A 22,608-nucleotide genomic window follows, 5' to 3' on the forward strand; every position below is an offset into this window, starting at 1 on the left:
CGATGAACAGAAATACAGGCTTGTTATTAACTGGCAATCAGCACCAGTGGCGCGTAAGGCGGTAAGTTATCTAAAGAAAGTTGTTCGTTAAGCGCTAAGGTTGCGCCACTTAACAGATTGCGATAGTGCCGGTGGGCCAGTGACTCAGGTAAGGGAATGGACGTTTCAGCCCAGGAAGTGCCCTCCAGCATTAAACGAGGCGCCACAACGATGAGGCTGTTTTCACTGTCCTGTCGGGCATAGGAAATCAGATGCTCTGGATGCGCGCCTGTGGCGTACAACGGTTGATAATCGCCGAAACGGAATAGCTGCGGCTTATCCAGGCGCAGGTGTAATAAGCATGCGATGACCTGCTGTTTGAGTTTGCCGCTGCGCCAGTCAGAGGGCTGAGTGAAATCAGGACGGCTGCGATCAACAAGTTGCGCCTCCAGCACGGCGTAATCGGGCTCACGGCGGTTATCGGGATCGACGAGGCTGAAATCCAGCGCTTCGCTGCCCTGATAAATATCCGGGACGCCCGGTGCGGTGAGCTTAATCACGGTCTGTGACAGGCTGTTAACCAGGCCGGCATCAACGAAAGGTTGAATGGCTGTGACGAAGTCCGTCAGGAATGCTGGGTTTTCAGCGGATAGTAGATGTTTTGCATATTCCAGCACCGCCTGTTCGTAAGTTTCGTCGCCATCCGCCCAGTCAGTACGAAGCTTGGCTTCACGCAGCGCTTTCTCCACAAACGGTAAAAAGCGTGCCTCAAGGATACGCAAACCGTCGTGGTCATCTGGTCGTAAGGTCGTGGGCCACGCACCGGCCAGCGCCTGATACAGCATCCATTCTACCGCCGGTTCGGGGGCCGGGCCTTCGTTCAGGGTGAGCACTTTGGACTGATTCAGCTCCCGCCAGCGCGTGACGTTCTCTGCCCAGCGTGCGGGCGCTTCACTCAACGTATATAGCCGGGCACGGGCATCTTCCCCGCGTTTGGTATCGTGGGTTGATGTCGTTGAGAGGGCGTCGGGTTGTTTGTGCAGCCGGGTGTGCATCTGCTGGTGGAAGTGTTCCACAGAGAAGGGGTGCGGCAGCGGTTCCGCGCCGACTTCGTTGATGGCAAGGATGGCGTGATTTCGGAAGAACAGGGTGTCTTCCACCGATTTCGCCATCAACGGGCCGGTGAGTTGCTGGAAGCGCGTACGGAATTCAGCGGCATCCGGTTCACTTTGTTCCGAGACCGCACCGAGTAATATGGCCTGCAGGAAGCTGAGTGCAGCGGGAAAAGCACTGAACTTCACCGCTTCCAGTACCTGTTGCAGCAGCGCTTCACCCGCCAAAGGCATGCCCGCCGGGCGACCATAGGTGCGGTAAACCGGGAAGGCGATCAGCATCTCGCGCAGGGCGACATGCAACTCAGCTTCGCCAAAATTGCGCTGTTCTAAATGTGCCACCCCGGTCGCTATCGCCAGCAGACGTGAAAATTCACCGGCGAAGTTACGGTCAACCATCAATTCACGGGCGGCGCGCAGACCAGCACTGACATCATTCCGCTCTTCGGTGACGGCTTCATAGGCCAGATGCAACGCATCAATCTGGGTATCGTCGATCAACGCATGTGAAAGCGCAGCGATAAACTCATAGCCAGTGGTGCCGGAAATGGGCCATTCAACCGGAATCTGCTCTTCTTCTGCCAGAATCTTCTCTACCGTGATGTAGCAATCCGCACCTGCGGCTTGACGCAAGCGCTGAAGATAACCCTGCGGATCGGCCAGACCATCAACGTGATCGACACGCAAACCACTCACAGCACCGCTGTGAACCAGTTCCAGAATCAGTGCGTGTGAGGCGTTGAACACGGCTTCATCCTCGACCCGCACGCCGACTAGCCCAGTGATTTCAAAGAAGCGTCGGTAAGAGAGATCTTTTCGTGCGTCACGCCAGTTGATCAGCTGCCAGGGCTGCTGCTGATGCAATTCGGCAATCGCTGCGCGATCGTTGATGGCCAGCACCTCATCGGCGCGTCCTTGCCAACTGGCAGGCGTCAGCGGATAGAAGCTGTCGTAGTAAGCCAGCGCCGGATGGCCAGTTTGCGGATGGGGCTTAATGCTCAATTCGTCGTTTTGCAGCACGCGTTCAAAATCATCGCCGAGGAACGGCAATGTGAGGGGACGCGACCAGTCGATATCGAAATAGCGTGCATACTGACTGCTTTCACCATGTTCGATCACATCACGCCACCAGGCATTTTCCAGTGACGCCGCCATATGGTTTGGCACGATATCCAGAATTAAGCCGAGGCCGGCCTGCTGTAATGCCGCCGACAGTCGGTTAAAACCGTCACGTCCGCCCAGCGCAGGATCGATTTCATTGGCATCAGTGACATCGTAGCCGTGCGTGGAATCGGTGGTGGCAGTGAAGATAGGTGAGGCGTAAAGATGGCTGATACCGAGCCGCTGCAAATAAGGTAACAAGGTGATGGCGCGGTCAAAAGTCATGCCGTTGCGGAACTGAATACGGTAGGTTGCTGAAGGAATTGTCATGCTTTTTCTCCCTGTGCCAGACGCACCACAATGGCATGTTGCGGCAACACATCATTCTCCTGCGGCCAGGCAAAGAGGGTTTTGCCTGCCATAGTGGGTAAGGGCTGCGCCTGCTTGCTGATATTCAGTGCCAGCGAGAGTTCACCCTGCGGGAACTGCCAGCTCACCGCGATAAAACCTTTGGCCGTTTTCAGCACTTTGCCACTGTGACCGCCCGCCGTGGCGAGCAGCGGCACAATGTGGCGCTGACGCAATGCCAGCAATTGCTGAGTGAACGCCAGCCAGGCTTTGCCTTTCTCACTTTCCAGCTTGCTCCAGTCGAGTTTCGAGCGGGTGAAAGTTTCTGCCGCGTTGGGATCGGGCACGCTGTCGTCATGCCCCGCATGGCCGGTAAACTCTCGGGCGCGTCCTTCACGTACCGCTTTAGCCAAATCACCATGAAAATCGGTGAAGAACAGGAACGGGTTGGTTTCGCCATACTCCTCGCCCATAAACAGCAGCGGGATATGCGGTGACAGTAACAGCGTGGCCAGCAGCACTTTGGTGCGGTCAGTGCCTGCCAGCGTGATTAAGCGGTCACCCTGCGCACGATTGCCGACCTGATCGTGGTTCTGGATAAAATCAACAAAGGCAATCGGAGGCTGTGCCGCACTGGGCACGCCGCGCCGTTGACCGCTCTGCGGCGAGATTTCCCCCTGATAGGCAAAACCTTCCGTCAGAATGCGTGCAATCAGCTTTTCAGGTATGTCAGCGAAATCCTGGTAGTAGGCATGGGTTTCACCGGTGGCAAACACATGAATGGCATTGTGGAAATCGTCATTCCATTCGCCGGTAAACAGCGGCGCATGGCCCTGTTTGTCACGCGGGTGCAGGAAGGTGACATTGCGTGAATCTTCCGTGGTGAGGTGGATAGGGCGGTCCGTTATCTCACGACGAATACGTTCAGCAATCTCAATCAACGCATGTTTGCTGGAGGTATCTTCGATTTGATCGATGGCATCAAAGCGCAGGCCATCGAGGTGATATTCCTGCAACCAGTAGAGTGGCGCTTCCACGATGTAACGACGTGCGGCATCAACATCATATGCGATGCCCGCGCCCCAGGGTGTCATGCGCTCTTTGTGGAAGAAATCAGGGGCCAGCAGCGGCAGATAGTTACCTTCCGGACCAAAGTGATTGAGCACAATATCGAGCACCACCGACAGGCCGTGTCCATGTGCAGCATCCACGAAGGCTTTGAAATCATCCGGCGAGCCGTAAGCGGAGTGCGGTGCGTACAGCAATACGCCGTCATAGCCCCAACCGCGATTGCCCCCAAACTGCGACACCGGCAACACCTCAATCATGGTAATGCCGAGTGCCTGCAAATAGGGCAAGCGGGTAATGGCGGCCTCGAAAGTGCCTTCGGGTGTGAAAGTCCCGATATGCAGTTCGTACACCACGGTTTCTTGCCAGGCGTGTCCGCGCCAATCCGTGTGCTGCCATGCATAATGACGAGGATCGACGACCACGGAAGGGCCATTGACCCCGGATTGTTGCGCGCGAGCGGCGGGATCGGGCACCACCGTGCCATCCGCCAGTACAAAGTTGTAAGTCGCACCAGGTTGTATGCCGCCCAGTTGCCGTTGATACCAGCCATCGTCCGAGGCTGACATAAGATGATCGCCATCGGCGAGACGCAAGGTAATCTGTTGCTGACCCGGTGCCCACAAGCGGAATAGCACGCTGCCATCCGCCTGAATCTCAGCTCCCCAGGATTTCTTAAATGATCTGAATTCCATTCAATTGCCTCGTTTAACCCTCGCAAGGGCAATGGACGACATCAAGCGGTACACGTTCCGTTTAAAGATGCTGACTGAGTACGATATACAGTGGGACGACAAGAAAGACTGAGAACAGATCATAGTCGATATTTTGCGCTTTTCTGGCGCGAACAGATGTGTTTAGGAAATTATCGAAGCCTTACGCTTCGCTAATCAGGGAGGTGAATAGAAGAAAGGCGACCTGATGGTCGCCCCGAAGATTATGCTGGTTTGTGTTGCTGGACCTTGCGGCCGCGTTGCTTACGTAATTTATCAATCAGCTTATGCGCCTCCGCTTTGGTGGCGACTGCAGGTGAAGAGCCTTTCAGCGGTTTACGCGCGGTTTCACTCAACGTTAGCACCGTAATCAAACCGACAATTCCGGCGCCCATCATGTAATAAGCGGGCATCATCGCATTGTGCGTGGTGTCCACCAGCCATGCAGTGATTAACGGCGTAGTGCCGCCGAACAGTGACACGGAGAGGTTAAAGCCTATCGCTAATGCGCTGTAGCGAATATCGGTGACAAACAGGGCCGGTAATGTGGCGGGCATGGTGCCGCTAAAGCAGGTATGCAATAAACCTAATACCGCCAGACCGGCAAATACCAACATCATATTGCCAGAACCAATCAGCATATAGCTGGGAATAGCCAGCAATATTAAGCCCAGAGCCCCTAAGCCAATGACCGGCTTACGGCCCATACGGTCGGTTAAATGTCCCCACATCAACGTCAATGGCATCATAATAAACATAATGACCATGACTAACATGAGCCCGGATAATTCACTCATGCCCAATACGCCGGTTAAATAGCTGGGCATATAAGCAGTCAACATATAATTGGATACGTTAAATAACAGCACCAGGCCAATACATTTCAACAGCGGTTTACTCTGTACACGCAGCATCTGCAGCAAGGTCAGTTGAGGCTTATTGTGCTCAAGCTCTTCGCGCTTGTCCATGTGCTCTTTAAATGCCGGCGTCTCTTCCAGTTTCAGGCGAATATAGAGACCAAATAATCCCAGAGGTGCGGCCAGGAAAAAGGGAATACGCCAGCCCCAATCCATCATGGCTTGATGCGGTAATAGTGCGATCATGCCGGTGACCAGACTGGCACCGAGCAGATAACCCGCCAGTGTGCCGAATTCCAGGAAGCTACCCATAAAGCCACGGCGCTTATCGGTGGAGTATTCCGCGATAAAGGTCGCTGCGCCACCGTATTCGCCGCCGGTGGAGAAACCCTGCACCAGACGTGCCACCAGCAACAGGATCGGGGCGGCAATGCCAATACTGGCATAACTGGGAATCAGGCCGATGCAGAAGGTGCCAATCGACATCATGATCATGGTGAAGGCGAGTACTTTCTGCCGCCCAAAGCGATCACCTAACGGCCCAAATACCATTCCCCCGATTGGGCGAACTAAAAACGCAGCGGCAAAGGTGCCGAAGGAGGCGATTAACTGCGCAGTGTTACTGGCACCAGGAAAAAAGACCTGGCCGATAATCACGGCGAGATAGCTATATACGCCAAAATCAAACCATTCCATGGTGTTGCCTAACGCAGCAGCACTCACAGCGCGTTTTAATAATTTGTTATCGATGACCGTAATATCATCAACGGTTAAGTCAGATTGTTTAGAAATCGTTCCGGTGCTCATAAACCTCCATGAGTAAAATTAGAGCGATCTTATAGCTTTCGCAGCCAAAAAATTCACCTATGGAAATGAAAGCTATAAGAGGCTGAAAGGCGGATACCTTAGGTAATCTCTTTAAGATGTGCAAGTTTGTGACATATATCCTTGCATTAAAGCGTAGCGATGAAGGTATATTTTGTCAAAGTGCTTGAGGGGTGAAATAATAGATTGTGTCGTGATGAGGGAGACCGTTTTTATTCTGCATCATATTATGCGGTGACAGTTTGTCAGAGAGTTAATTATGCTGGGAGAATGTGCGCCACAAGGGTTTCAGCGGCGCAAAGCAGGCGAGGGAGAATCATTTGAACAGCGCACTGACGATAGAGCTAAATACCGAACCCGTCACGAAAGCATGATGCGTTACATTATCTTGATTTTGTATATCCGCTAACCGTTTTAACGCCGCTTCCGGAGTTGCCGCTTCAACTTCTTCATCTAACTTTTTATAGCTTTGTGAAATGAGCAAGACGGCGCTCTCGACATCTGTTCTTTCAACAGTGGCAATGACCTGATCTTTTTTATAGAAAATGTAATCTGGCATGGTCAAATTCCCGTGTAAACATGCAAGTGCAGCGCTTGATACCTGATGCCCACTACTTTAGCAAACCCTGGCTGATTGAGCTAAGGAGGTGAATGCAATTGCGGTTGCGATCAATAATTCTCTGTCCGTTTCCAGCGAGCAAGGATGGGCTCGATAACGTTTACTGCTGATGAACCCATGTTATTAGCAGGAGGCAGTATGCATTACATTATTAGCGGATTGAATAGCAGCGATTTTGCACATTTATACGGAAAGGATGATGAGTACCTGGCACAGTACAACGCACGCCGAGTGTTAGCCAGCCAAGCCTCGGCTTTGCCAGACCGCATTGGCTTGAAGGATGTTCCACCAGGAGCTTATGCAATCTTGCTTAATCACACCTATCAACCCGCGAAATCACCATACCAGGGGAAACACGCAATTTTCATTCATGAAGGTTGTATGCAGTCCGGCATCTTCTACAACGAGATCCCGGAATACCTCGCTAAGCGTCAACTCTCACTGCGAGCCTTTAATCTTGAGCACTGCATTATTGCGGCAGAGCTGGCGACGGGTGATGAAGTGGAGCAAACCGTTTTAGATCTGCTACAGCGCCCTGAAACTGTGTATATCCACGCCCATAGTGCGCGATTTGGCTGCTATTTGGCGGCGATTAATAGGCATTAGGGCTAAATCACGTTTGTAAGATATTTTGAGGGTGGCGAGGTGGCGAGTATGTGTCGCTTGCATGGTGAGTCTCGCAACAGATGGTTGATTTAAACAGATGTCAGGCGGCTTTATGTGGGCACTGTTAGCAGTATCGGTAATATTGCTATTCGGCGCACTGGCGGTGGCTCAGGTTCGCGATCCTTACAAAAACGCTTCGTGAATGACACCAGATTACCGCGCCATCACGGCGCGGCAATCTAACTTATGTATCGGTATGGCTCTGATATCCCACCGGGTTACCGTTGTCGTCAAACACCTCATAAATCACGCTCTCACCCACCTGAACCGGTCGCGTTAATGGGAGGGTGAACGAACCAAACGGCGCCACCAGCACATCATCCACTTTAAGCTTATTGGCAATCTGTAATCTTAAGCTCATATACCACGCCGTTGGATTCTTTAGTGTTAGCTGGCGTTCGTGCACGATAAAACGCAGCTTCTGCACATCTTCAGGCTGAGGCACGCCCAGCGCCGCCGGTCGGATAAAAACCTTAAGCCGCAATCGCAACGGCAACATGATTTTTTGTTCGGCGCTGCCTGTTTGCCTGCTCAGCGCGGGAATCTGATAAATATTCAGCCAGTAAAGGCTCTCACGATCCTCCGGCAGCGACTGGCGTGAAGTGAGCACCAGACGAATTGCACGCTGCTCATCAGGTGCGAGTTTCATCATCGGCGGCACGGCAAAAATGGGTGCACTGCTCAATTCCGGGGACTGCATCAAATCACCGTCATCGCTCCAGATCTGTACCACGGAGGGGGTATCCGCACCGTTCTTTATATTTAGCGCCTGGCTGCTCTCACCGGCATTAAAAATGATGCGTGTTCTATCCACATTCACCACGGCCATGGCGTGAGCAGCGAATAACAGGCTGCTCAATGCCAATGTGTTACTGAAAACTGACCACCACTTGCAACTGCGCATTGACTGTCCCTGCTGTTACTGTTTGTCCACTTATGGCTTCGAGCGAAGCCAAAAAATCACCGCTGTAAATATTGCTGCTACCGGAAGAGACCAGCGAGGTGAGATCCGTATAGGCATACCAGCCGCGCGTATTCCCGGTGCCGGTGCTGGCGAGGTTAGGCAATAAGTTAATGGCAGAACCACTGGCGTTATAAATTTTGATGCCCACACCCGAGGCCACGCCGCTGCTGCCATATTGATTATCCAGCAGCCAGGTCAATCCGCCGCCGCTGGTGGTCAAACCTAACTGTGTCGCTTGTGACACTGCATTGGGCTGATTCACCAGCAAGCCCATCGCGACATTGGCGGCAGTGCTGGTGGATGTGCTGGTGCTGGACCGCGCGCCCGATTCGCACTGCAGCGAGATCGAAAACGGTACCTGACTGCTACCGCCTGCTTTGAGCGCGTTCACGCTGATGGTTGGCAGCAGCACCACAGATGGGTAGTTCTGGACTTCACACAACGCGCCCCGCACATAGGTCACGTTGCGATACGTACTCCAGGCGGCGGGCCAGTTGCCGTAAAACCCGTACCAATAGCTGGCGCTGTCCTGACCTACCGCCAGACTGTTGGTGTCCAGACCTGGGCCTTTAAAAGCAATATAGCCGCGCGGCTGCGTCCAAAGATCGCTGTAGCGGTTATCGCCATTGGCGTAATAGCTGGTTGAACTGATTTTGAACATTTCGTACAACACGTTGCTAAACGCGCTGGCCGGAATATAAAGGTAGGTGCCGTCAGAGTACCAACTGTCGGCGGTAAACTGGCGTGACTTCCAGTAGCGGCTGTAATACTCACCGGTGGTCAGATTGGTCATGCGCACTGCCACGTTTTTCGCCACATCGTAATAAGCGCCGCTAACCTCGCTGCTGGCATACATGCCAGCATAGGCGCTGTCACCGTTGGTGGCGTACATCTCATACAAACTGCCCGCATCCGCTACTGCACAGCGGTAGAGAATCTGATTCGGGCTGTAAGCGGTGTTGCTGGCGGAGGTGAGAAACGAACCGACTGAACTGGCCAGCAACGATCCTGCGGGCTGAAAGGATGTACCGCTGTTGATGCTGATCACCGATGGCAAACCCAGGTTGCCTGAACAGGTATCACAGGCACCCGTCCAGGACGATGCGGTATAGCCGGCTGCCAGAGCGGCGGCTGAAAGCGATGAGGTGCTGGTGACTTTGATGCAGTTTGCCCATAACGTCAGCGGCAGCATCAGCAGCACTACGAGGAGATATTTAATTTTCACGAGTTATAGCGTCCTGCAAATACCATTGAGGAGGATAAGCGCCTGTTGCGTCTTTCCGGTGATTTGATAATTGACGGCGCAGCGTTGGGTTTTGCCATCCCAGCTGATTTGCAAACTGCCGGAGTCATGCGGAACGCGTGCGTAAAGCTGGCTTCCCTGACCGACAACGCCAATCACGGTGTTGGAGGCATCACGCACTTCGGCGCCCATCGGCGGTGCCATCCCCTCGGTGGTATTCAGTGAAATCAATACCGCGGTGCCGCGTAAGGTGGCAAAACTCACCTGACTCACGGCACCGGCATAAGGAACCACACGCTGGCTTCCGCCGTTTAACTCAGCATCGGCGCGCATGTGCAACGTATCGAGGCTGACCGTGTTTTCACGATAAGGGGTGAGCGAGGGCAGCAGCGCATATCCGTTGTAGTCAATGACGGCTCCTTGTCCGTTTTGCACCGCTGCACCTTGGGCGCCCTCGGCATGGATCAACGCGAACGTATCGCTGGTGTAAGGCCCCGCAGTGAGACCGCCACGATGCAGCAGTAAAGTGCCAGACGTGCCTAAACCGACCTGGCGATAGTGATCTCCCTGGCCGTAGTTGGCGCGGACTGCGCCAAAACGGGTGTTTTGCTGCAGGTTGCCCCCAAAGGAGCTCGCTTCTCCGTTGACGCCATTGCGGTAATGCTCAGTTCCTCCGTAGAGCGAATAGGAGAAATCGCGCTGTTCGCCTGCCGAACCTGTTAGTGTCGCCATCGAAGACTGGCTCTGTTTTGACTGGTTGTAGTTGTAGGCCACAGATGAAAGACCCGCACCCCAGTTAAGCGGTACTGAAATATTCACTGAAAGGGTATTTTCGCTGTATCGCTGCTGGCGGCTGCTGTCGAGGTTATCGTTGACGCTCAGGTTAAATTGCTGGGTATTCCACCAGGTGCGTTGACGCGCCACATTGATACCGTAACTGATATTGCGCCAGCTGTTGCTATAGCCGAACTGCAACTGGGTGATGCGTGACTGGTTGTTGTAATAATCGGCGGTGCTGGCGCTTAAACTGACCAGGCCATACGCATCCATTGACTGGCTGAGTGTCGCCGATAAGCGATTACGCTGGTTGAGCGAGTCTGAGTAGTAGTTGATGTCCGCTTGATGCTGGCGTCGAACCCCTAAAACATCCTGAAGGTCGCGAAATCCACGAGTCGAATATCGATAAGCGGCCAGGACCAGGTTGGTGCCGGTCTGAAAGGTCTTGCTATAACTCAACTCGGCACGCCAGCCGGAGGTGCGCTGGTCATTTTCGGCCTTAGCCTGGGAAAATGTGGTGTTCAGACCCATCGCACCGATTCCGGTTGCCCAGACACCTCCCAGAAGCCACGCCTGGTAATCTTCCGCCAGCCGTGAACCGACGGTTGCCGTCAAACTATTACTGACGCCGCGCTGCATCACGCCCTCAAAAAAAGCGTTATTCACAGCGTAATATTGGCGCACACGGCCCAGCGCCAGCGAGTAATGCCAATTGCCCGGACGAACCGAATCAGGAACCGAGGAGTAGGGCACCGTGAAGGTAGCGATTTTACCGTTGGCTTCAATCACCTCTACTTCAAAATCTCCCTGACTGCGGGTGTTGTTCAGATCATCAATGATAAACGGGCCAGGCGGCACCACGGTTTCATAGATGACCTTGTTCAACTGTTTCACAATCACACGGGCATTAGATAAGGCGATGCCTCGAATTTCAGGGGCATAACCGCGTCTGCCTTGCGGCCACATACGTTCGTCAGTGGCGAGTTTTACGCCATTAAACGGCAGGCTGCCAAATAGCGAGCTGTCTGTGTAGCTATCGCCAAGGGAAAGCTGGCTATTGATCGACGTCAGTGGCCGTTGCACCCAGGTTCGTACCTTGTTGTAGCGATAGCTGCTACCACCCACACTGCTGCTGAGATAGCGAAGATTGCCCTGATGACGCAGCTGCCAGTTGGCGACATTGGTGCCTGCGGTGATCCCGCTCCACAGATATTGATAGCGGTAGGCGGCCGCGCTGTTTTCCGTCCAGGTGTAATTGGTGTTGTGGCGCAGGAATAACGCGGTCATCCCGCCATCCCACTGTTCGGGCGGAATATAACCATGCGGCGTGCGCTTAAGCGCTGACAGGGGCAGCGTGATATTCAGGCGTAACGCGGCGGCATCAAAAGCCCAGCTCCCTTGTGGCGTCCAGTCAACAAGCGGGGCGCACTCGCGATCGATTGGCTGTGCTGGAACCTTTTTTAACGGCAACATTTTCACCAGCGAAAAGGGCAAGCATGGCTCGGCCTCTTTTCCTTGTGCCGGGGGCAAAAATTCCAGCTTCACGCTGGATGACACGAGGCCATTATTGACATAAACATCGACCAGATAATGCCCCGCGGGCAACTCGCTTTGGTTGAATTGCGCGATGTTCTGACCGAAGGCTGAGCCTTTAAACAGCGACGGATCGAAATAATATTCTTCACTGTGCACGGCTGTTGAGAAATAGAATGAAACGGTCAGAAAGAATAAGGGGAATTTCAATTCATTGGGAGTTGATGGGGTAATTTTCACTTATTCTGGCTCCCTGATCGTTAATCGCGTCGAGTTTGACGCTGCCTACACCCTGTAAGCGTTGTTTGGTATGATTGAACCAGCAGGTATGCACGGAGAACGGGGCAACCATTACAGGTTCACACGCATAATTTTTTCCCGCGATACGCAGGGAAATAGCGACGAATGAAGCATGCCAGGGCTGCGCATTATCGATCTGTAATCCGCTGCCTTTTTGGGGATCGATTAGAGTGCGGACTTTAATACCCGATAAAATATTGCCCGGTTTGCCTATTGCCGCCGGGCGATAAAACAATTTCACCCGATTGCGCAGCATGACCGTCATGGCATTCTTATCGGCGGCAGCCTGTGATGCGGGCGGAATTTGCAGCATGTTAAACCAGTAAACGGACTCTCGATCCTGAGGCAGTTTGTCTGGCTGGCTGACGACAATACGCGCGACCTGCCCTGATTTCGGCTGAATACGAAATACCGGCGGCGTAGTGATAAAGGGCACGCGATTAATCTGCTGTGGTTTGGCATCCATATCACCCTCATCAAACCAGGTCTGAATAACATATGGAATGCTATCGTCGTTTTTAAATTGAATATTGATGGAGCTGACCGGTGCCGGGTAAATGATCCGACTGCCCAGCAGCGTGACGCTTGCTGCTGCCGAGGCTGACATCACGCTGATAAATAACGCGCCCAGGGCATTGCGTAAATACATACAGACAATCTCATGGCATGCAGCGCACGCCCGGATATCCGAACGTACGCTGATTAATTATTACTGGTAAGTCACAGCGTATTGTAATGAAGCAGCCACGGTTCCGGCAGCGGCGACACCATTGGCATAATATTGTGCTTTATAAGTGGCCGAGGATTCGGTCTCATCGGCGGCAAGCGTCAGGTCGCCATCACCGGTATAGCCGCCTGTCAGGTAAATCACCGCGTCTTTACTGTCCACCAGTTGGACCTCAACATTTTTTGCGGTGCCGGTATTCGCCAGGTTGCCATTGGCCGTCACGTTGTTGCCGACAAACACCGTTGAAATTTTTGTTGAGGAAGCTGAGTTGCCGGTACAACCGGTCAAACCTACGGTAAAGGCGGTTTGTCCGGCGACATCACCACTGGCAGCCAGATCGGATTTACTCACGGTGGGCATCAGCACCACCGGTGAGGCAGCATTGCCATTCACCGAGATGGAACAGGTTTCATCAGCCACTTCACCCTGGAAATTAATGGTGTTATCGGACGCTGCAACGGCAGAGGCCGAGAAAAGGGCACCGGTGATAACCAGTGAAAGCAGTGTTTTATGTGTTTGCGTCATTTCGTGTAATCCTTTTACTTAGTGACCCGAGATCAGCTGATTAAGGCTGGTACCGGTCTTTCGTCGAATCGAATCTTTGATGTTGTAAATTTTTTTCATCTCATGGTTCATTGCTATCGAAATGGCAGAAAGTGAATTCCCTTTTAAGGCTAAATCCAGAAAGGTTACTTCCTCATTCGACAGTGCATTAACTCTCCTTGTTGCGCCTCCTTTTAAACCATAATAGGTACTGTTAATCACCTTCTTGATATCCTCTAACCGGTCTTCACAATAAATAACGGAGTGGATTCCCTCACTCTTTATCCAGTGTGCAGCCAGAGCGGCCAGCGGTCGATCGGAGACCAAAACGATGGTCAGCCCGGTGGATTTCAGATAATCAATCCAGTTTTTATTGGTGAGATAACGTAAGTTTTCTCGCGAAAAATCAACGAATATACATCCCCGGCAAAACACACTTTCATAGCGACCAGCGACTAATGAAAGTACACCTTTAATCAGGAAATGATTGTTCCCCGGCCAAATCGCAATTTTTTGTATTGGACAGCGATTAAGAATATCGTTGTTTCGGTTCGTCAGCTGGCAGCCATATTTGCAACTGGCACAGCGTAAGTCCTCTCGTGTGGTATTTTTCATAACAAACTCATCCGCTCCTGTAAGAGCTGCGGATATCCTGGCAGGATAGTTGTTTTTATTCAACGAGTTAAGAAAATTAGTCATTTCTTACCCTCAGAAAAGTCTTAGGTTGTACGGGATGGTGATTTTTAAAATTCCATTGTCTTTTCTCAACTTGGCATGATCGTCATCGTTTCATACCCCTTTAGAGTTAAGAACTTTCTAAATCCCCCAGGATTAATGGTGAAAATCGGCTTTTGGGATCAAAATTTAGATAGCATTAATTGCTAAATAATTGAATGTTCGTCAGTGTTGAGCCTGATTATCTTTGGTGTTAAAAGTGAGATTCCAGGATTTTTAATTTTTATTTGATGTAATGAAAACTGCCTCTGGTCTGTGGGTTGTGATGCGGCGAGGTAATTGAGTAATGAAGTTCACCTTACGGAAGGGGATATTTATCTCTCTTAGGATTATTCTTACACCTAATGCAGGGTGGATTTGATCTTAAAATGTCCGCGCGGAGAAGATTTTTACATATCATTAGCAATCTTGTGACCGCTTTGATTAGTACAATTAATCAAAGCGGATGAGGGTTCAGCTTACTGGCTATGATTTATCTACGAAATATTTTATTTGGCTAAATCAATTGTTAATGTCTGGTGTTTATTTAATTGATAAAAAAAGACTGTGCATTTAGGAAGACCAGGCGACAAATATTGTCTGGTTGAGGTTACGTTGTGAATTAACGCTGAATTATGAGTCGGGCCAGCGACATTCGTCACTCATGGTTTGCGCCAAAGCGGCAGCAGCGTGAGAGAGCTGGTGCTGTTTCAATCGCAAAATGCCCACTCGCCGCTCAATCTGTGGTGAGACCAGCGGCACGCATACCGCGCCGAGTTCTCGCATCTGCTGAATACAAAGAGCAGGCACCGCGCTGGCTCCCAAACCGCTGGCGACCATTTTGCCCACGGTGACCAATTGATGACTTTCGTAAGCGACGTCGAGTCTTCTTCCTGCCTGTGCCAGTGACTGCTCAAGCAGCAGACGCACCGCCGAAGGACGCTGCAAGGTAATGAAATCCAGATGCAGCAGTTCTCGCCAGCTCAGCTGTGGCTTCTCCGCTAACGGGCTATCAGCGGGCACCACGGCAACAAAGCGGTCGCTACCCAGCGGGGTGAAGTGCAGCGCATCGGCCAGTTCGGGTTCAAAGGCGACACCCATCTCCACGCGTCCCTCCTGCACCATCTCCAGCACCGTTTCATTGATCACGTCATGCACCGCGATATTGACGCCGGGATAGCGCTGGCGAAAAGCCTTCAGCACCGCAGGCAGCAGGTTGCCAGCAAAAGAGGGCATGGCGGCAATCGACACTTTCCCCAGTTGCAGCGTAAAACGCAGATGCATCGCCTCTTCGGCATTTTCCCAATCCGCCAGCAATCGTCGCGCCATGGGAAAAAAGATCTCACCTTCCGGCGTCAGTGATACGTGGCGAGTGGTGCGCATAAACAACGGTCCGCCCAACGCTTCTTCTAATCCGCTGATCGCCAGGCTCAGCGCCGGTTGCGAAATCGCCAGACGTTCGCTGGCCTGGGCAAAACTCAAAGTGTGAGCGACCGCTAAGAACGCGCGTAACTGCTTGATAGTCATTTTCATTTTGCTTTTTGTTAACTTTATGTAAAACAACGATTAACAGAATATTAATAAGAAAAGTAAATGAAAGGCCAATAAAAACAAAATTAACAAATCATTTTTGTGACGCGAGGATGGCTTTATTCGGTGAGCTGAGGAGATATACAGCAATGGCAGGATTAGACAAACGCGTCACCAGTTATCAGCAGGCGCTGGCTGGATTGCAAGACGACATGACGCTGCTGGCGGGGGGATTTGGCCTGTGCGGCATTCCAGAAAATCTCATCGCCGAAATTCGTCAGCAGGGCATTAAGGGGCTGACCGTGGTCTCGAATAACTGCGGCGTGGATGGCTTTGGCCTCGGGCTGCTGCTGGAGAATCGGCAGATCAAAACCATGATCGCCTCTTACGTCGGTGAGAACGCGCTGTTCGAGCAGCAGATGCTCAGCGGTGAGCTGGAAGTGATTCTCACGCCGCAGGGGACGCTGGCGGAAAAAGTGCGCGCAGGCGGCGCGGGTATACCCGCATTTTATACGGCCACCGGCTATGGCACGCCCGTGGCAGAAGGTAAAGAAGTCAGAGAATTCGATGGGCGCCACTACATTCTGGAACAAGCGATCCGCGGTGACTTCGCCATCGTCAAAGGCTGGAAAGCGGACTGGTACGGCAATGTGATCTATCGCCACACTGCGCAGAATTTTAACCCACTGATGGCGATGGCTGCCCGTGTCACCGTTGTTGAAGTTGAAGAGATTGTGGCGCCAGGTGAACTGGATCCAGCAGCTATTCATACGCCGGGCATTTATGTCGATCGCCTGATACAGGGCAACTTCGAGAAACGCATTGAGAAACGCACCCTGAGTGAAGGAGGCGCACATGCTCACGCGTGAACAGATGGCGCAGCGCGTGGCGCAGGAGCTACGCGATGGCGATTACGTCAATCTTGGCATTGGCATGCCGACGCTGGTGGCCAACTACGTACCTGAGGGCATGGACGTGATGATGCAGTCGGAAAACGGTTTGTTGGGCATGGGGGCGTTTCCCACCGAAGCCGAACTGGATGCCGACATGATCAATGCCGGCAAACAGACGGTGACCGCAAGAAAGGGTGCGGCAATCTTCGATTCGGCACAGTCTTTCGCCATGATCCGCGGCGGCCATGTTGATCTTACCGTGCTGGGCGCGCTGGAAGTGGACGTTAGCGGCAACATCGCATCGTGGATGATCCCCGGAAAAATGGTCAAGGGCATGGGCGGCGCGATGGATTTGGTGGCGGGTGCGGAAAACATCATCGTGATGATGACGCACGCATCAAAGCATGGCGAATCAAAACTGCTGTCCGAATGCATTTTGCCGCTTACCGGCGTCGGCTGTATTCGTAAAGTGATTACTGAACTCGGCTGGCTGGAGATTGAAGAGGGCGCTTTTGTGCTGCGTGAGTATGCGCCGGGCGTCACGCTGGATGAGATCCGTGCAAAGACGGCCGGGCAATTACGCATCGCCGATGATGTCCGTGAAATGCATTTTTCAAAGGAGGCATCATGAACGAATGTGTGATTGTGGCAGCCACCCGCACGCCCATCGGCCGTTTTCACGGTGCGCTGGCGTCTCTTACTGCTGCAGAACTGGGCCAGCAGGTGATTGCCACACTGCTGAAACAAACCGCGCTCGATCCCGCGCTAATCGATGAGGTCATTATGGGGCAGGTACTCACCGCCGGATGCGGGCAAAACCCTGCGCGCCAGGCGGCCGTGGCGGCGGGCGTGCCTTACAGCGTGCCAGCCAGCACGCTGAACATGGTGTGTGGCTCAGGGCTGAAAGCGGTGATTCAGGCCGCACAAGCCATTCAAAGCGGTGCCGCCGAGATCATTATCGCGGGCGGTCAGGAGAGTATGAGCCAATCCCCTTATCTGCTGCCGGAGGCGCGTGGCGGCTGTCGTTTGGGGCACAGTCAACTGATGGACAGCGTGATCCACGATGGTCTATGGGATGCGTTTAACGACTACCACATGGGGATCACTGCCGAGAATCTGGCCGATGAATTCCACATCAGCCGTGCCGATCAGGATGCGTTTGCCTTGCAATCCCAACAGAAAGCGGTGGCGGCACAGCAACAGGGCGCATTCCGCGCCGAAATCACGCCTGTCGCGGTGGCGCAGGCTAAAGGCGAGACATTGGTGATCGGTGAAGATGAACAGCCACGCGCGGACAGTTCAGCAGAGCGGCTGGCGCGTTTGCATCCCGCCTTTAAAAAGGACGGCAGCGTGACCGCAGGTAATGCTTCCAGCCTGAATGATGGCGCGGCCGCCGTGCTGTTGATGTCAGCATCACGCGCCGCCGCATTGGGATTGCCGGTGCTGGCGCGATTGACCGGGAGCGGCATGGCCGGTGTGGATCCGGCGGTGATGGGTATCGGCCCGGTGGCTGCCACCAACAAAGCCCTGAAACAGGCTGGTTGGGAGCTGGATCAAGTGGATTTGATCGAAGCTAATGAAGCCTTTGCCGCGCAGGCTTTGGCGGTAGGCAAAGCGCTTAACTGGCAGCCGGAACGGGTCAATGCCAACGGCGGTGCCATTGCGCTGGGGCATCCGATTGGTGCCTCCGGCTGCCGCATTCTGGTGACGCTCATTCATGCCTTGCAGCAGCGTGAGCGAAAGCGCGGTCTGGCAACGCTGTGTGTTGGCGGCGGTATGGGCGTCGCCCTGGCGGTTGAACGCCCGGATTGAGGCGGACCGATTAAAATTTTTGGCAATGTCTTTACCTTCAACCCTACAAAATAATAAGGAAGCAACATGAGTGTCGTTATTGCCCTCGCTGCGCTTGGGTTGCTGATGTTAGCCGCCTATCGCGGCTATAGCGTAATTTTGTTCGCCCCGATTGCCGCGCTGTTAGCGGTGCTGTTAACCGAACCGGCTGCGGTCGCGCCGGTGTTCAGCGGTCTGTTTATGGAAAAGATGGTAGGTTTTGTGAAGCTCTACTTCCCGGTGTTTCTGCTGGGTGCCATCTTTGGCAAGTTGATTGAGCTATCCGGCTTCTCACGCTCGATTGTCACGGCGGCCATTGCGCTGCTGGGGCGTCGCCATGCCATCCCGGTGATTGTACTGGTGTGCGCACTGCTGACGTACGGCGGTGTGTCGCTATTTGTAGTGGCCTTTGCTGTTTATCCGTTTGCCGCAGAACTGTTTCGTCAGAGCAATATCCCTAAGCGCTTGATTCCGGCAACGGTGGCTCTGGGTGCGTTCTCCTTCACCATGGATGCACTGCCCGGCACGCCACAAATCCAGAACATCATTCCCGGTAGTTTCTTCGGCACTAACGCCTGGGCTGCGCCATGGTTGGGGTTGATCGGTTCACTCTTCATTATTGTGGTGGGCTTACTGTGGCTGGATCGGCAACGCCGTCGGGCACAGGCCAACCAGGAACCCTATGGCACTAACCTGAAGAATGAGCCAGAAACGGCGGAAGATGTTCGTTTGCCGCATCCGTTGATCGCCATTCTGCCGCTGATTCTGGTCGGGGTGCTCAATCTCTGCTTCACCTGGTGGATCCCGTCGTGGTACGGCGCGCAGAGCAGCGTCACGCTACCGGGAAACCCCACGCCGATCCTCACCGATATTAAGAAAACCACCGCGATTTGGGCAGTACAGGCGGCGCTGCTCAGTGGCATTCTGGTGGTGCTGATTTTTGGCTGGCGCAACATTCGCGGTCGTCTGGCAGAAGGCAGTCGTACGGCGGTCGCCGGTGCGTTACTGGCGGCGATGAATACCGCCTCCGAGTACGGTTTTGGTGCGGTAATCGCTGCGTTGCCGGGTTTTGTCGTGCTGTCTGGCGTGCTGCAGGCGATTCCCAACCCGCTGCTCAATGAAGCGATCAGTATTACCGTGCTTGCGGGGATCACCGGTTCGGCATCGGGCGGGATGAGTATTGCGCTGGCAGCGATGGCAGAACACTTCGTGCAGGCGGCGCAGGCCACGGGGATTCCGATGGAAGTGCTGCACCGCGTGGCGGCGATGGCCAGCGGCGGGATGGACACACTGCCTCACAATGGCGCGGTGATCACCTTGCTGGCGATCACCGGGTTAACGCATAAAGAAGCGTATGGTGGCATCTTCGCCATCACCATTATCAAAAGTCTGGCCGTGCTGTTTGTGATTGGGGTGTTTTACCTCACCGGCATTGTCTGAAGGAGGATGAATCGATGCAATTAACGGGAAAAGTGGCACTGGTGACCGGGTCTACCAGCGGTATCGGATTAGGTATCGCGGAGCAACTGGCACTGGCAGGCGCCACGGTAATACTCAACGGTTTTGGCGAAGTGGAACACGCGAAAGCGGTTATCGCGGCCACCGGGGCAACAGTGGATTATCACGCGGCGGATATGTCCGATCCACAGCAAATCGCCGCGATGATTGAGTGGGCAGAGGCACACTATGGTGCGGTAGATATTCTGGTAAATAATGCCGGTATTCAGTACACCGCGCCGGTGGAATCTTTCCCGGTAGAGAAGTGGGATGCGATTATTGCCATCAATCTCTCTTCGGTGTTCCACACCAGTCGCGCCGTTTTACCCGGCATGCAGGCACGTCACTGGGGGCGCATCATTAATATCGCCTCCGTGCATGGGCTGGTGGCATCGAAAGAGAAAGCCGCCTATGTCGCTGCGAAGCATGGGGTGGTAGGGCTGACAAAAGTGATTGCGCTGGAGAACGCGCAATCACCGATCACCTGCAACGCCATCTGTCCGGGCTGGGTGCTAACGCCGCTGGTGCAGCAGCAGATCGATAAACGCATTGCAGCCGGCGAGGATGCCGAAACCGCGCGCCTGGCGTTATTGTCAGAAAAACAACCTGCTCAGGCTTTTGTTACACCTGAGCAGTTGGGAGCATTGGTGCTGTTTCTGTGCAGTGAGGGCGGTGCGCAGGTGCGCGGCGCGGCCTGGAACATGGATGGCGGCTGGCTGGCGCAGTAATGCATCACGGCTTTATCCACGCGGCAATACACTCTTTCATCACGCGCAGGCGCTCATCCAGCGCCGCTTTGGCACTGAGATCCTGCTGATAGATAATCGACAGCGTTGACTGATTGATCAGATAGAAAAAGCCCAGCGCGGAGATATTGATGTTGAGTTGCATCACATCGATATCCTCGCGCACGTTTCCTTCGGCGCGTCCTCGTTGCAGCAATTGCTGGGTGATACTGCTCCAGCTCTGATTAATCTGCACGGTGATGTCAGAATCTTTGAGATGCCGCGCCTTGAGCTGATTTTCACTGTTGAGCAGGCGAATGAACTCGGGGTTTTTCAGGTAATAGTGCCAGGTAAACTCCACCAGCTGCAAAATTGCCTGATCGGCGGGGAGGTGATCGAGCTTTAAGGCTGCTTCCTGCTCGCGAATGTCACGATAGGCTTCTTCCAGCACGCGGGTAAACAGAATGTCTTTGTTAGTGAAGTAGTAGTAAATCAGTTGCTTATTGGCATGAGCGCGTTCGGCGATGCTATCAACGCGTGCACCGTCGAATCCTTTCTCAGCGAACTCTGCGCGCGCGGCCATCAGTATCCGCACCTGCTTATCCGTGACATCCTCAATGTTACTCGCAACACGATCAACCAAAGCAGAATCCCCACATATCACTGTTTTACTGAGCATTATAGTGCCTCTTTTTGCGCATAAAACAAGGGCAAAAGATTTTCAACTAACTAGTTGGTTGTGTGAATTCGATCAAAGTCAGGTCTCTTTCTGCCCATTATAGTGACGTCATCAACCAGTTAGTTGATTGATTATGAATCAGCGAACGGCGGAGCGTTGAAATAGATGTTGAACGTGTTACTTCCATCACAAACGACTTTGAGGTGAATACATGGCGCAGATTCCAGTGGGCATCATCATGCACGGCGTGACCGGGCGAATGGGTAAAAATCAACATCTCATCCGTTCGATTGTGCAGATTCGGCAGCAGGGCGGTGTGGCGCTGGCCAATGGCGACCGATTGATGCCCGATCCGATTCTGATTGGCCGCAACGCGGAAAAAATGGCTGCGCTGGCGCGGGAATTTGGTATCGAACGTTGGGGAACCAACATTGATGAAGCACTGAATAATCCGCATGACATCATCTTTTTTGATGCAGCCACCACCCAGGCACGTCCGGCTTTGCTGAAGAAAGCCATCAGCAAGGGGAAACACGTTTATTCGGAAAAGCCGGTAGCGATGGGGCTGGATGATGCGCTGGATCTATACCATTTCGCACAAGAAAAAGGCGTGTGTCACGGCGTGGTGCAGGACAAGTTGTGGCTGCCGGGTTTGCAAAAGCTGCGTTTGCTAAATGAATCCGGCTTCTTTGGTCGCGTGTTATCGGTGCGCGGTGAATTTGGCTACTGGGTATTTGAAGGCGATCGCCAACCGGCCCAGCGTCCATCCTGGAACTACCGCAGCGAAGATGGCGGCGGCATTATCCTCGACATGATTTGCCACTGGCGCTACGTCATCGACAACCTGTTCGGTGAAATCAAAAGCCTGAGCTGCATCGGCGCAACCCACATTCCACAGCGCTGGGATGAACAGCAGCAACCTTATGACGCCACGGCGGATGACGCGGTGTACGCCACCTTCGAACTGCACAACGGCGCGATTGTTCAGATCAACAGTTCATGGTGCGTGCGCGTGCGCCGCGATGATCTGGTGACATTCCAGGTGGATGGCGTCAACGGTTCAGCGGTGGCTGGCCTTAGCGATTGCTTTACGCAGGCTAGCGTCAATACGCCAAAGCCGGTCTGGAATCCGGATATCCGTCAAACCCATAACTTCTTCGATGACTGGGCCAGCGTGCCGGATACCCAGGTCTACGACAATGCATTCAAAGTGCAGTGGGAGCTGTTTTTACGCCACGTCTGGGGCGAAGGGGAATATCGCTGGGATCTGTTGGAAGGAGCCAAAGGTCTGCAACTGGTCGATCTGGCATTGAAAAGCTGGAAAGAGCGTCGCTGGGTTGATGTGCCATCGCTGGAACGCTAAGG

General features: G+C 53.3%; 19 protein-coding genes. 7 read left to right on the forward strand and 12 right to left on the reverse strand.

The genetic code is table 11. The annotated features are described in order from the left end of the window. Nucleotides 1-26: 26 nt before the first annotated feature. The 4 genes from treY to JK231_RS22045 all read right to left on the reverse strand — a co-directional run bounded on the left by treY (nucleotide 27) and on the right by JK231_RS22045 (nucleotide 6,562). Nucleotides 27-2,522, reverse strand: a complete 2,496-nt coding sequence (treY, locus tag JK231_RS22030; protein ID WP_211729525.1) for a malto-oligosyltrehalose synthase — start codon at nucleotides 2,520-2,522, stop codon at nucleotides 27-29. Continuing rightward, nucleotides 2,519-4,303, reverse strand: a complete 1,785-nt coding sequence (treZ, locus tag JK231_RS22035) for a malto-oligosyltrehalose trehalohydrolase (RefSeq protein WP_211729526.1) — start codon at nucleotides 4,301-4,303, stop codon at nucleotides 2,519-2,521. The genes treY and treZ overlap by 4 nt, the downstream gene beginning before the upstream one ends. Nucleotides 4,304-4,545: 242 nt before the next feature. Next, complete coding sequence (gene proP, locus JK231_RS22040) at nucleotides 4,546-5,985, reverse strand: glycine betaine/L-proline transporter ProP (RefSeq protein WP_097117767.1); 1,440 nt, start codon at nucleotides 5,983-5,985, stop codon at nucleotides 4,546-4,548. 334 nt (nucleotides 5,986-6,319) lie between these two features. Further along, entirely contained in the window at nucleotides 6,320-6,562 is a 243-nt protein-coding gene (locus JK231_RS22045; protein WP_097117768.1) for a hypothetical protein, read from the reverse strand. Nucleotides 6,563-6,760: 198 nt separating this feature from the next. On the opposite strand from JK231_RS22045, the gene JK231_RS22050 reads away from it, so the two are divergent. Beyond that, nucleotides 6,761-7,228 carry a DUF1203 domain-containing protein gene (locus JK231_RS22050; RefSeq protein ID WP_160833233.1) on the forward strand — a complete coding sequence of 156 codons (468 nt, stop codon included), beginning with the start codon at nucleotides 6,761-6,763 and terminating at the stop codon, nucleotides 7,226-7,228. A gap of 244 nt (nucleotides 7,229-7,472) precedes the next feature. Here JK231_RS22050 and JK231_RS22055 read toward each other — a convergent pair whose 3' ends face one another. The 7 genes from JK231_RS22055 to JK231_RS22085 all read right to left on the reverse strand — a co-directional run bounded on the left by JK231_RS22055 (nucleotide 7,473) and on the right by JK231_RS22085 (nucleotide 15,622). Beyond that, a complete protein-coding gene (locus JK231_RS22055) occupies nucleotides 7,473-8,192 on the reverse strand; it encodes a fimbrial assembly chaperone (RefSeq protein WP_211729527.1) in 720 nt (239 codons plus the stop codon). Beyond that, complete coding sequence (stbD, locus tag JK231_RS22060; protein WP_058961285.1) at nucleotides 8,158-9,444, reverse strand: fimbrial usher protein StbD; 1,287 nt, start codon at nucleotides 9,442-9,444, stop codon at nucleotides 8,158-8,160. Before stbD ends, JK231_RS22055 begins: the two co-directional genes overlap by 35 nt. A gap of 36 nt (nucleotides 9,445-9,480) precedes the next feature. After that, nucleotides 9,481-12,015, reverse strand: a complete 2,535-nt coding sequence (locus JK231_RS22065) for a fimbrial outer membrane usher protein (RefSeq protein WP_211729557.1) — start codon at nucleotides 12,013-12,015, stop codon at nucleotides 9,481-9,483. Between the two features lies 1 nt (nucleotide 12,016). After that, nucleotides 12,017-12,754, reverse strand: a complete 738-nt coding sequence (locus JK231_RS22070; RefSeq protein WP_211729528.1) for a fimbria/pilus periplasmic chaperone — start codon at nucleotides 12,752-12,754, stop codon at nucleotides 12,017-12,019. Between the two features lie 60 nt (nucleotides 12,755-12,814). After that, a complete protein-coding gene (locus tag JK231_RS22075; protein ID WP_211729529.1) occupies nucleotides 12,815-13,357 on the reverse strand; it encodes a fimbrial protein in 543 nt (180 codons plus the stop codon). 18 nt (nucleotides 13,358-13,375) lie between these two features. Continuing rightward, nucleotides 13,376-14,074, reverse strand: coding sequence for a LuxR family transcriptional regulator (locus JK231_RS25570; RefSeq protein WP_237448762.1), 699 nt, complete (start codon nucleotides 14,072-14,074; stop codon nucleotides 13,376-13,378). A 648-nt stretch (nucleotides 14,075-14,722) separates the two neighbouring features. Next, entirely contained in the window at nucleotides 14,723-15,622 is a 900-nt protein-coding gene (locus JK231_RS22085) for a LysR family transcriptional regulator (RefSeq protein WP_097117774.1), read from the reverse strand. Between the two features lie 146 nt (nucleotides 15,623-15,768). Between JK231_RS22085 and JK231_RS22090 the strand changes: the two genes are divergently transcribed. From JK231_RS22090 to JK231_RS22110, 5 genes are all read left to right on the forward strand, one after another. Beyond that, a complete protein-coding gene (locus JK231_RS22090) occupies nucleotides 15,769-16,488 on the forward strand; it encodes a CoA transferase subunit A (protein WP_034822730.1) in 720 nt (239 codons plus the stop codon). Further along, nucleotides 16,475-17,143: a CoA transferase subunit B gene (locus tag JK231_RS22095; RefSeq protein WP_211729530.1), complete on the forward strand. Its 669-nt coding sequence runs from the start codon at nucleotides 16,475-16,477 to the stop codon at nucleotides 17,141-17,143. The genes JK231_RS22090 and JK231_RS22095 overlap by 14 nt, the downstream gene beginning before the upstream one ends. Next, nucleotides 17,140-18,324 (forward strand): acetyl-CoA C-acetyltransferase, encoded by a 1,185-nt coding sequence (locus JK231_RS22100; RefSeq protein ID WP_211729531.1) that lies wholly within the window; start codon nucleotides 17,140-17,142, stop codon nucleotides 18,322-18,324. The genes JK231_RS22095 and JK231_RS22100 overlap by 4 nt, the downstream gene beginning before the upstream one ends. Nucleotides 18,325-18,390: 66 nt before the next feature. Next, nucleotides 18,391-19,782 carry a GntP family permease gene (locus JK231_RS22105; protein WP_097117778.1) on the forward strand — a complete coding sequence of 464 codons (1,392 nt, stop codon included), beginning with the start codon at nucleotides 18,391-18,393 and terminating at the stop codon, nucleotides 19,780-19,782. A gap of 14 nt (nucleotides 19,783-19,796) precedes the next feature. Further along, nucleotides 19,797-20,567: a 3-hydroxybutyrate dehydrogenase gene (locus JK231_RS22110; protein WP_211729532.1), complete on the forward strand. Its 771-nt coding sequence runs from the start codon at nucleotides 19,797-19,799 to the stop codon at nucleotides 20,565-20,567. 4 nt (nucleotides 20,568-20,571) lie between these two features. On the opposite strand, the gene JK231_RS22115 is transcribed toward JK231_RS22110, so the two are convergent. Continuing rightward, nucleotides 20,572-21,207: a TetR/AcrR family transcriptional regulator gene (locus JK231_RS22115; protein ID WP_249221793.1), complete on the reverse strand. Its 636-nt coding sequence runs from the start codon at nucleotides 21,205-21,207 to the stop codon at nucleotides 20,572-20,574. 247 nt (nucleotides 21,208-21,454) lie between these two features. Between JK231_RS22115 and JK231_RS22120 the strand changes: the two genes are divergently transcribed. Beyond that, complete coding sequence (locus JK231_RS22120) at nucleotides 21,455-22,606, forward strand: Gfo/Idh/MocA family oxidoreductase (protein WP_034827454.1); 1,152 nt, start codon at nucleotides 21,455-21,457, stop codon at nucleotides 22,604-22,606. The last annotated feature ends 2 nt before the right edge of the window (nucleotides 22,607-22,608 follow it).

This window comes from Pantoea sp. JGM49 (genome assembly GCF_018257655.1).
In the GTDB taxonomy this organism is placed as follows: domain Bacteria; phylum Pseudomonadota; class Gammaproteobacteria; order Enterobacterales; family Enterobacteriaceae; genus Pantoea; species Pantoea communis.

Excerpts from the sequence above, each read along its gene's own strand:
- treY (WP_211729525.1), bottom strand. The coding sequence starts at position 2,522 with ATGACAATTCCTTCAGCAACCTACCGTATTCAGTTCCGCAACGGCATG.
- treZ (WP_211729526.1), bottom strand. The coding sequence starts at position 4,303 with ATGGAATTCAGATCATTTAAGAAATCCTGGGGAGCTGAGATTCAGGCG.
- proP (WP_097117767.1), bottom strand. The coding sequence starts at position 5,985 with ATGAGCACCGGAACGATTTCTAAACAATCTGACTTAACCGTTGATGAT.
- JK231_RS22045 (WP_097117768.1), bottom strand. The coding sequence starts at position 6,562 with ATGCCAGATTACATTTTCTATAAAAAAGATCAGGTCATTGCCACTGTT.
- JK231_RS22050 (WP_160833233.1), top strand. The coding sequence starts at position 6,761 with ATGCATTACATTATTAGCGGATTGAATAGCAGCGATTTTGCACATTTA.
- JK231_RS22055 (WP_211729527.1), bottom strand. The coding sequence starts at position 8,192 with ATGCGCAGTTGCAAGTGGTGGTCAGTTTTCAGTAACACATTGGCATTG.
- stbD (WP_058961285.1), bottom strand. The coding sequence starts at position 9,444 with ATGCTGCCGCTGACGTTATGGGCAAACTGCATCAAAGTCACCAGCACC.
- JK231_RS22070 (WP_211729528.1), bottom strand. The coding sequence starts at position 12,754 with ATGTATTTACGCAATGCCCTGGGCGCGTTATTTATCAGCGTGATGTCA.
- JK231_RS22075 (WP_211729529.1), bottom strand. The coding sequence starts at position 13,357 with ATGACGCAAACACATAAAACACTGCTTTCACTGGTTATCACCGGTGCC.
- JK231_RS25570 (WP_237448762.1), bottom strand. The coding sequence starts at position 14,074 with ATGACTAATTTTCTTAACTCGTTGAATAAAAACAACTATCCTGCCAGG.
- JK231_RS22085 (WP_097117774.1), bottom strand. The coding sequence starts at position 15,622 with ATGAAAATGACTATCAAGCAGTTACGCGCGTTCTTAGCGGTCGCTCAC.
- JK231_RS22090 (WP_034822730.1), top strand. The coding sequence starts at position 15,769 with ATGGCAGGATTAGACAAACGCGTCACCAGTTATCAGCAGGCGCTGGCT.
- JK231_RS22095 (WP_211729530.1), top strand. The coding sequence starts at position 16,475 with ATGCTCACGCGTGAACAGATGGCGCAGCGCGTGGCGCAGGAGCTACGC.
- JK231_RS22100 (WP_211729531.1), top strand. The coding sequence starts at position 17,140 with ATGAACGAATGTGTGATTGTGGCAGCCACCCGCACGCCCATCGGCCGT.
- JK231_RS22105 (WP_097117778.1), top strand. The coding sequence starts at position 18,391 with ATGAGTGTCGTTATTGCCCTCGCTGCGCTTGGGTTGCTGATGTTAGCC.
- JK231_RS22110 (WP_211729532.1), top strand. The coding sequence starts at position 19,797 with ATGCAATTAACGGGAAAAGTGGCACTGGTGACCGGGTCTACCAGCGGT.
- JK231_RS22120 (WP_034827454.1), top strand. The coding sequence starts at position 21,455 with ATGGCGCAGATTCCAGTGGGCATCATCATGCACGGCGTGACCGGGCGA.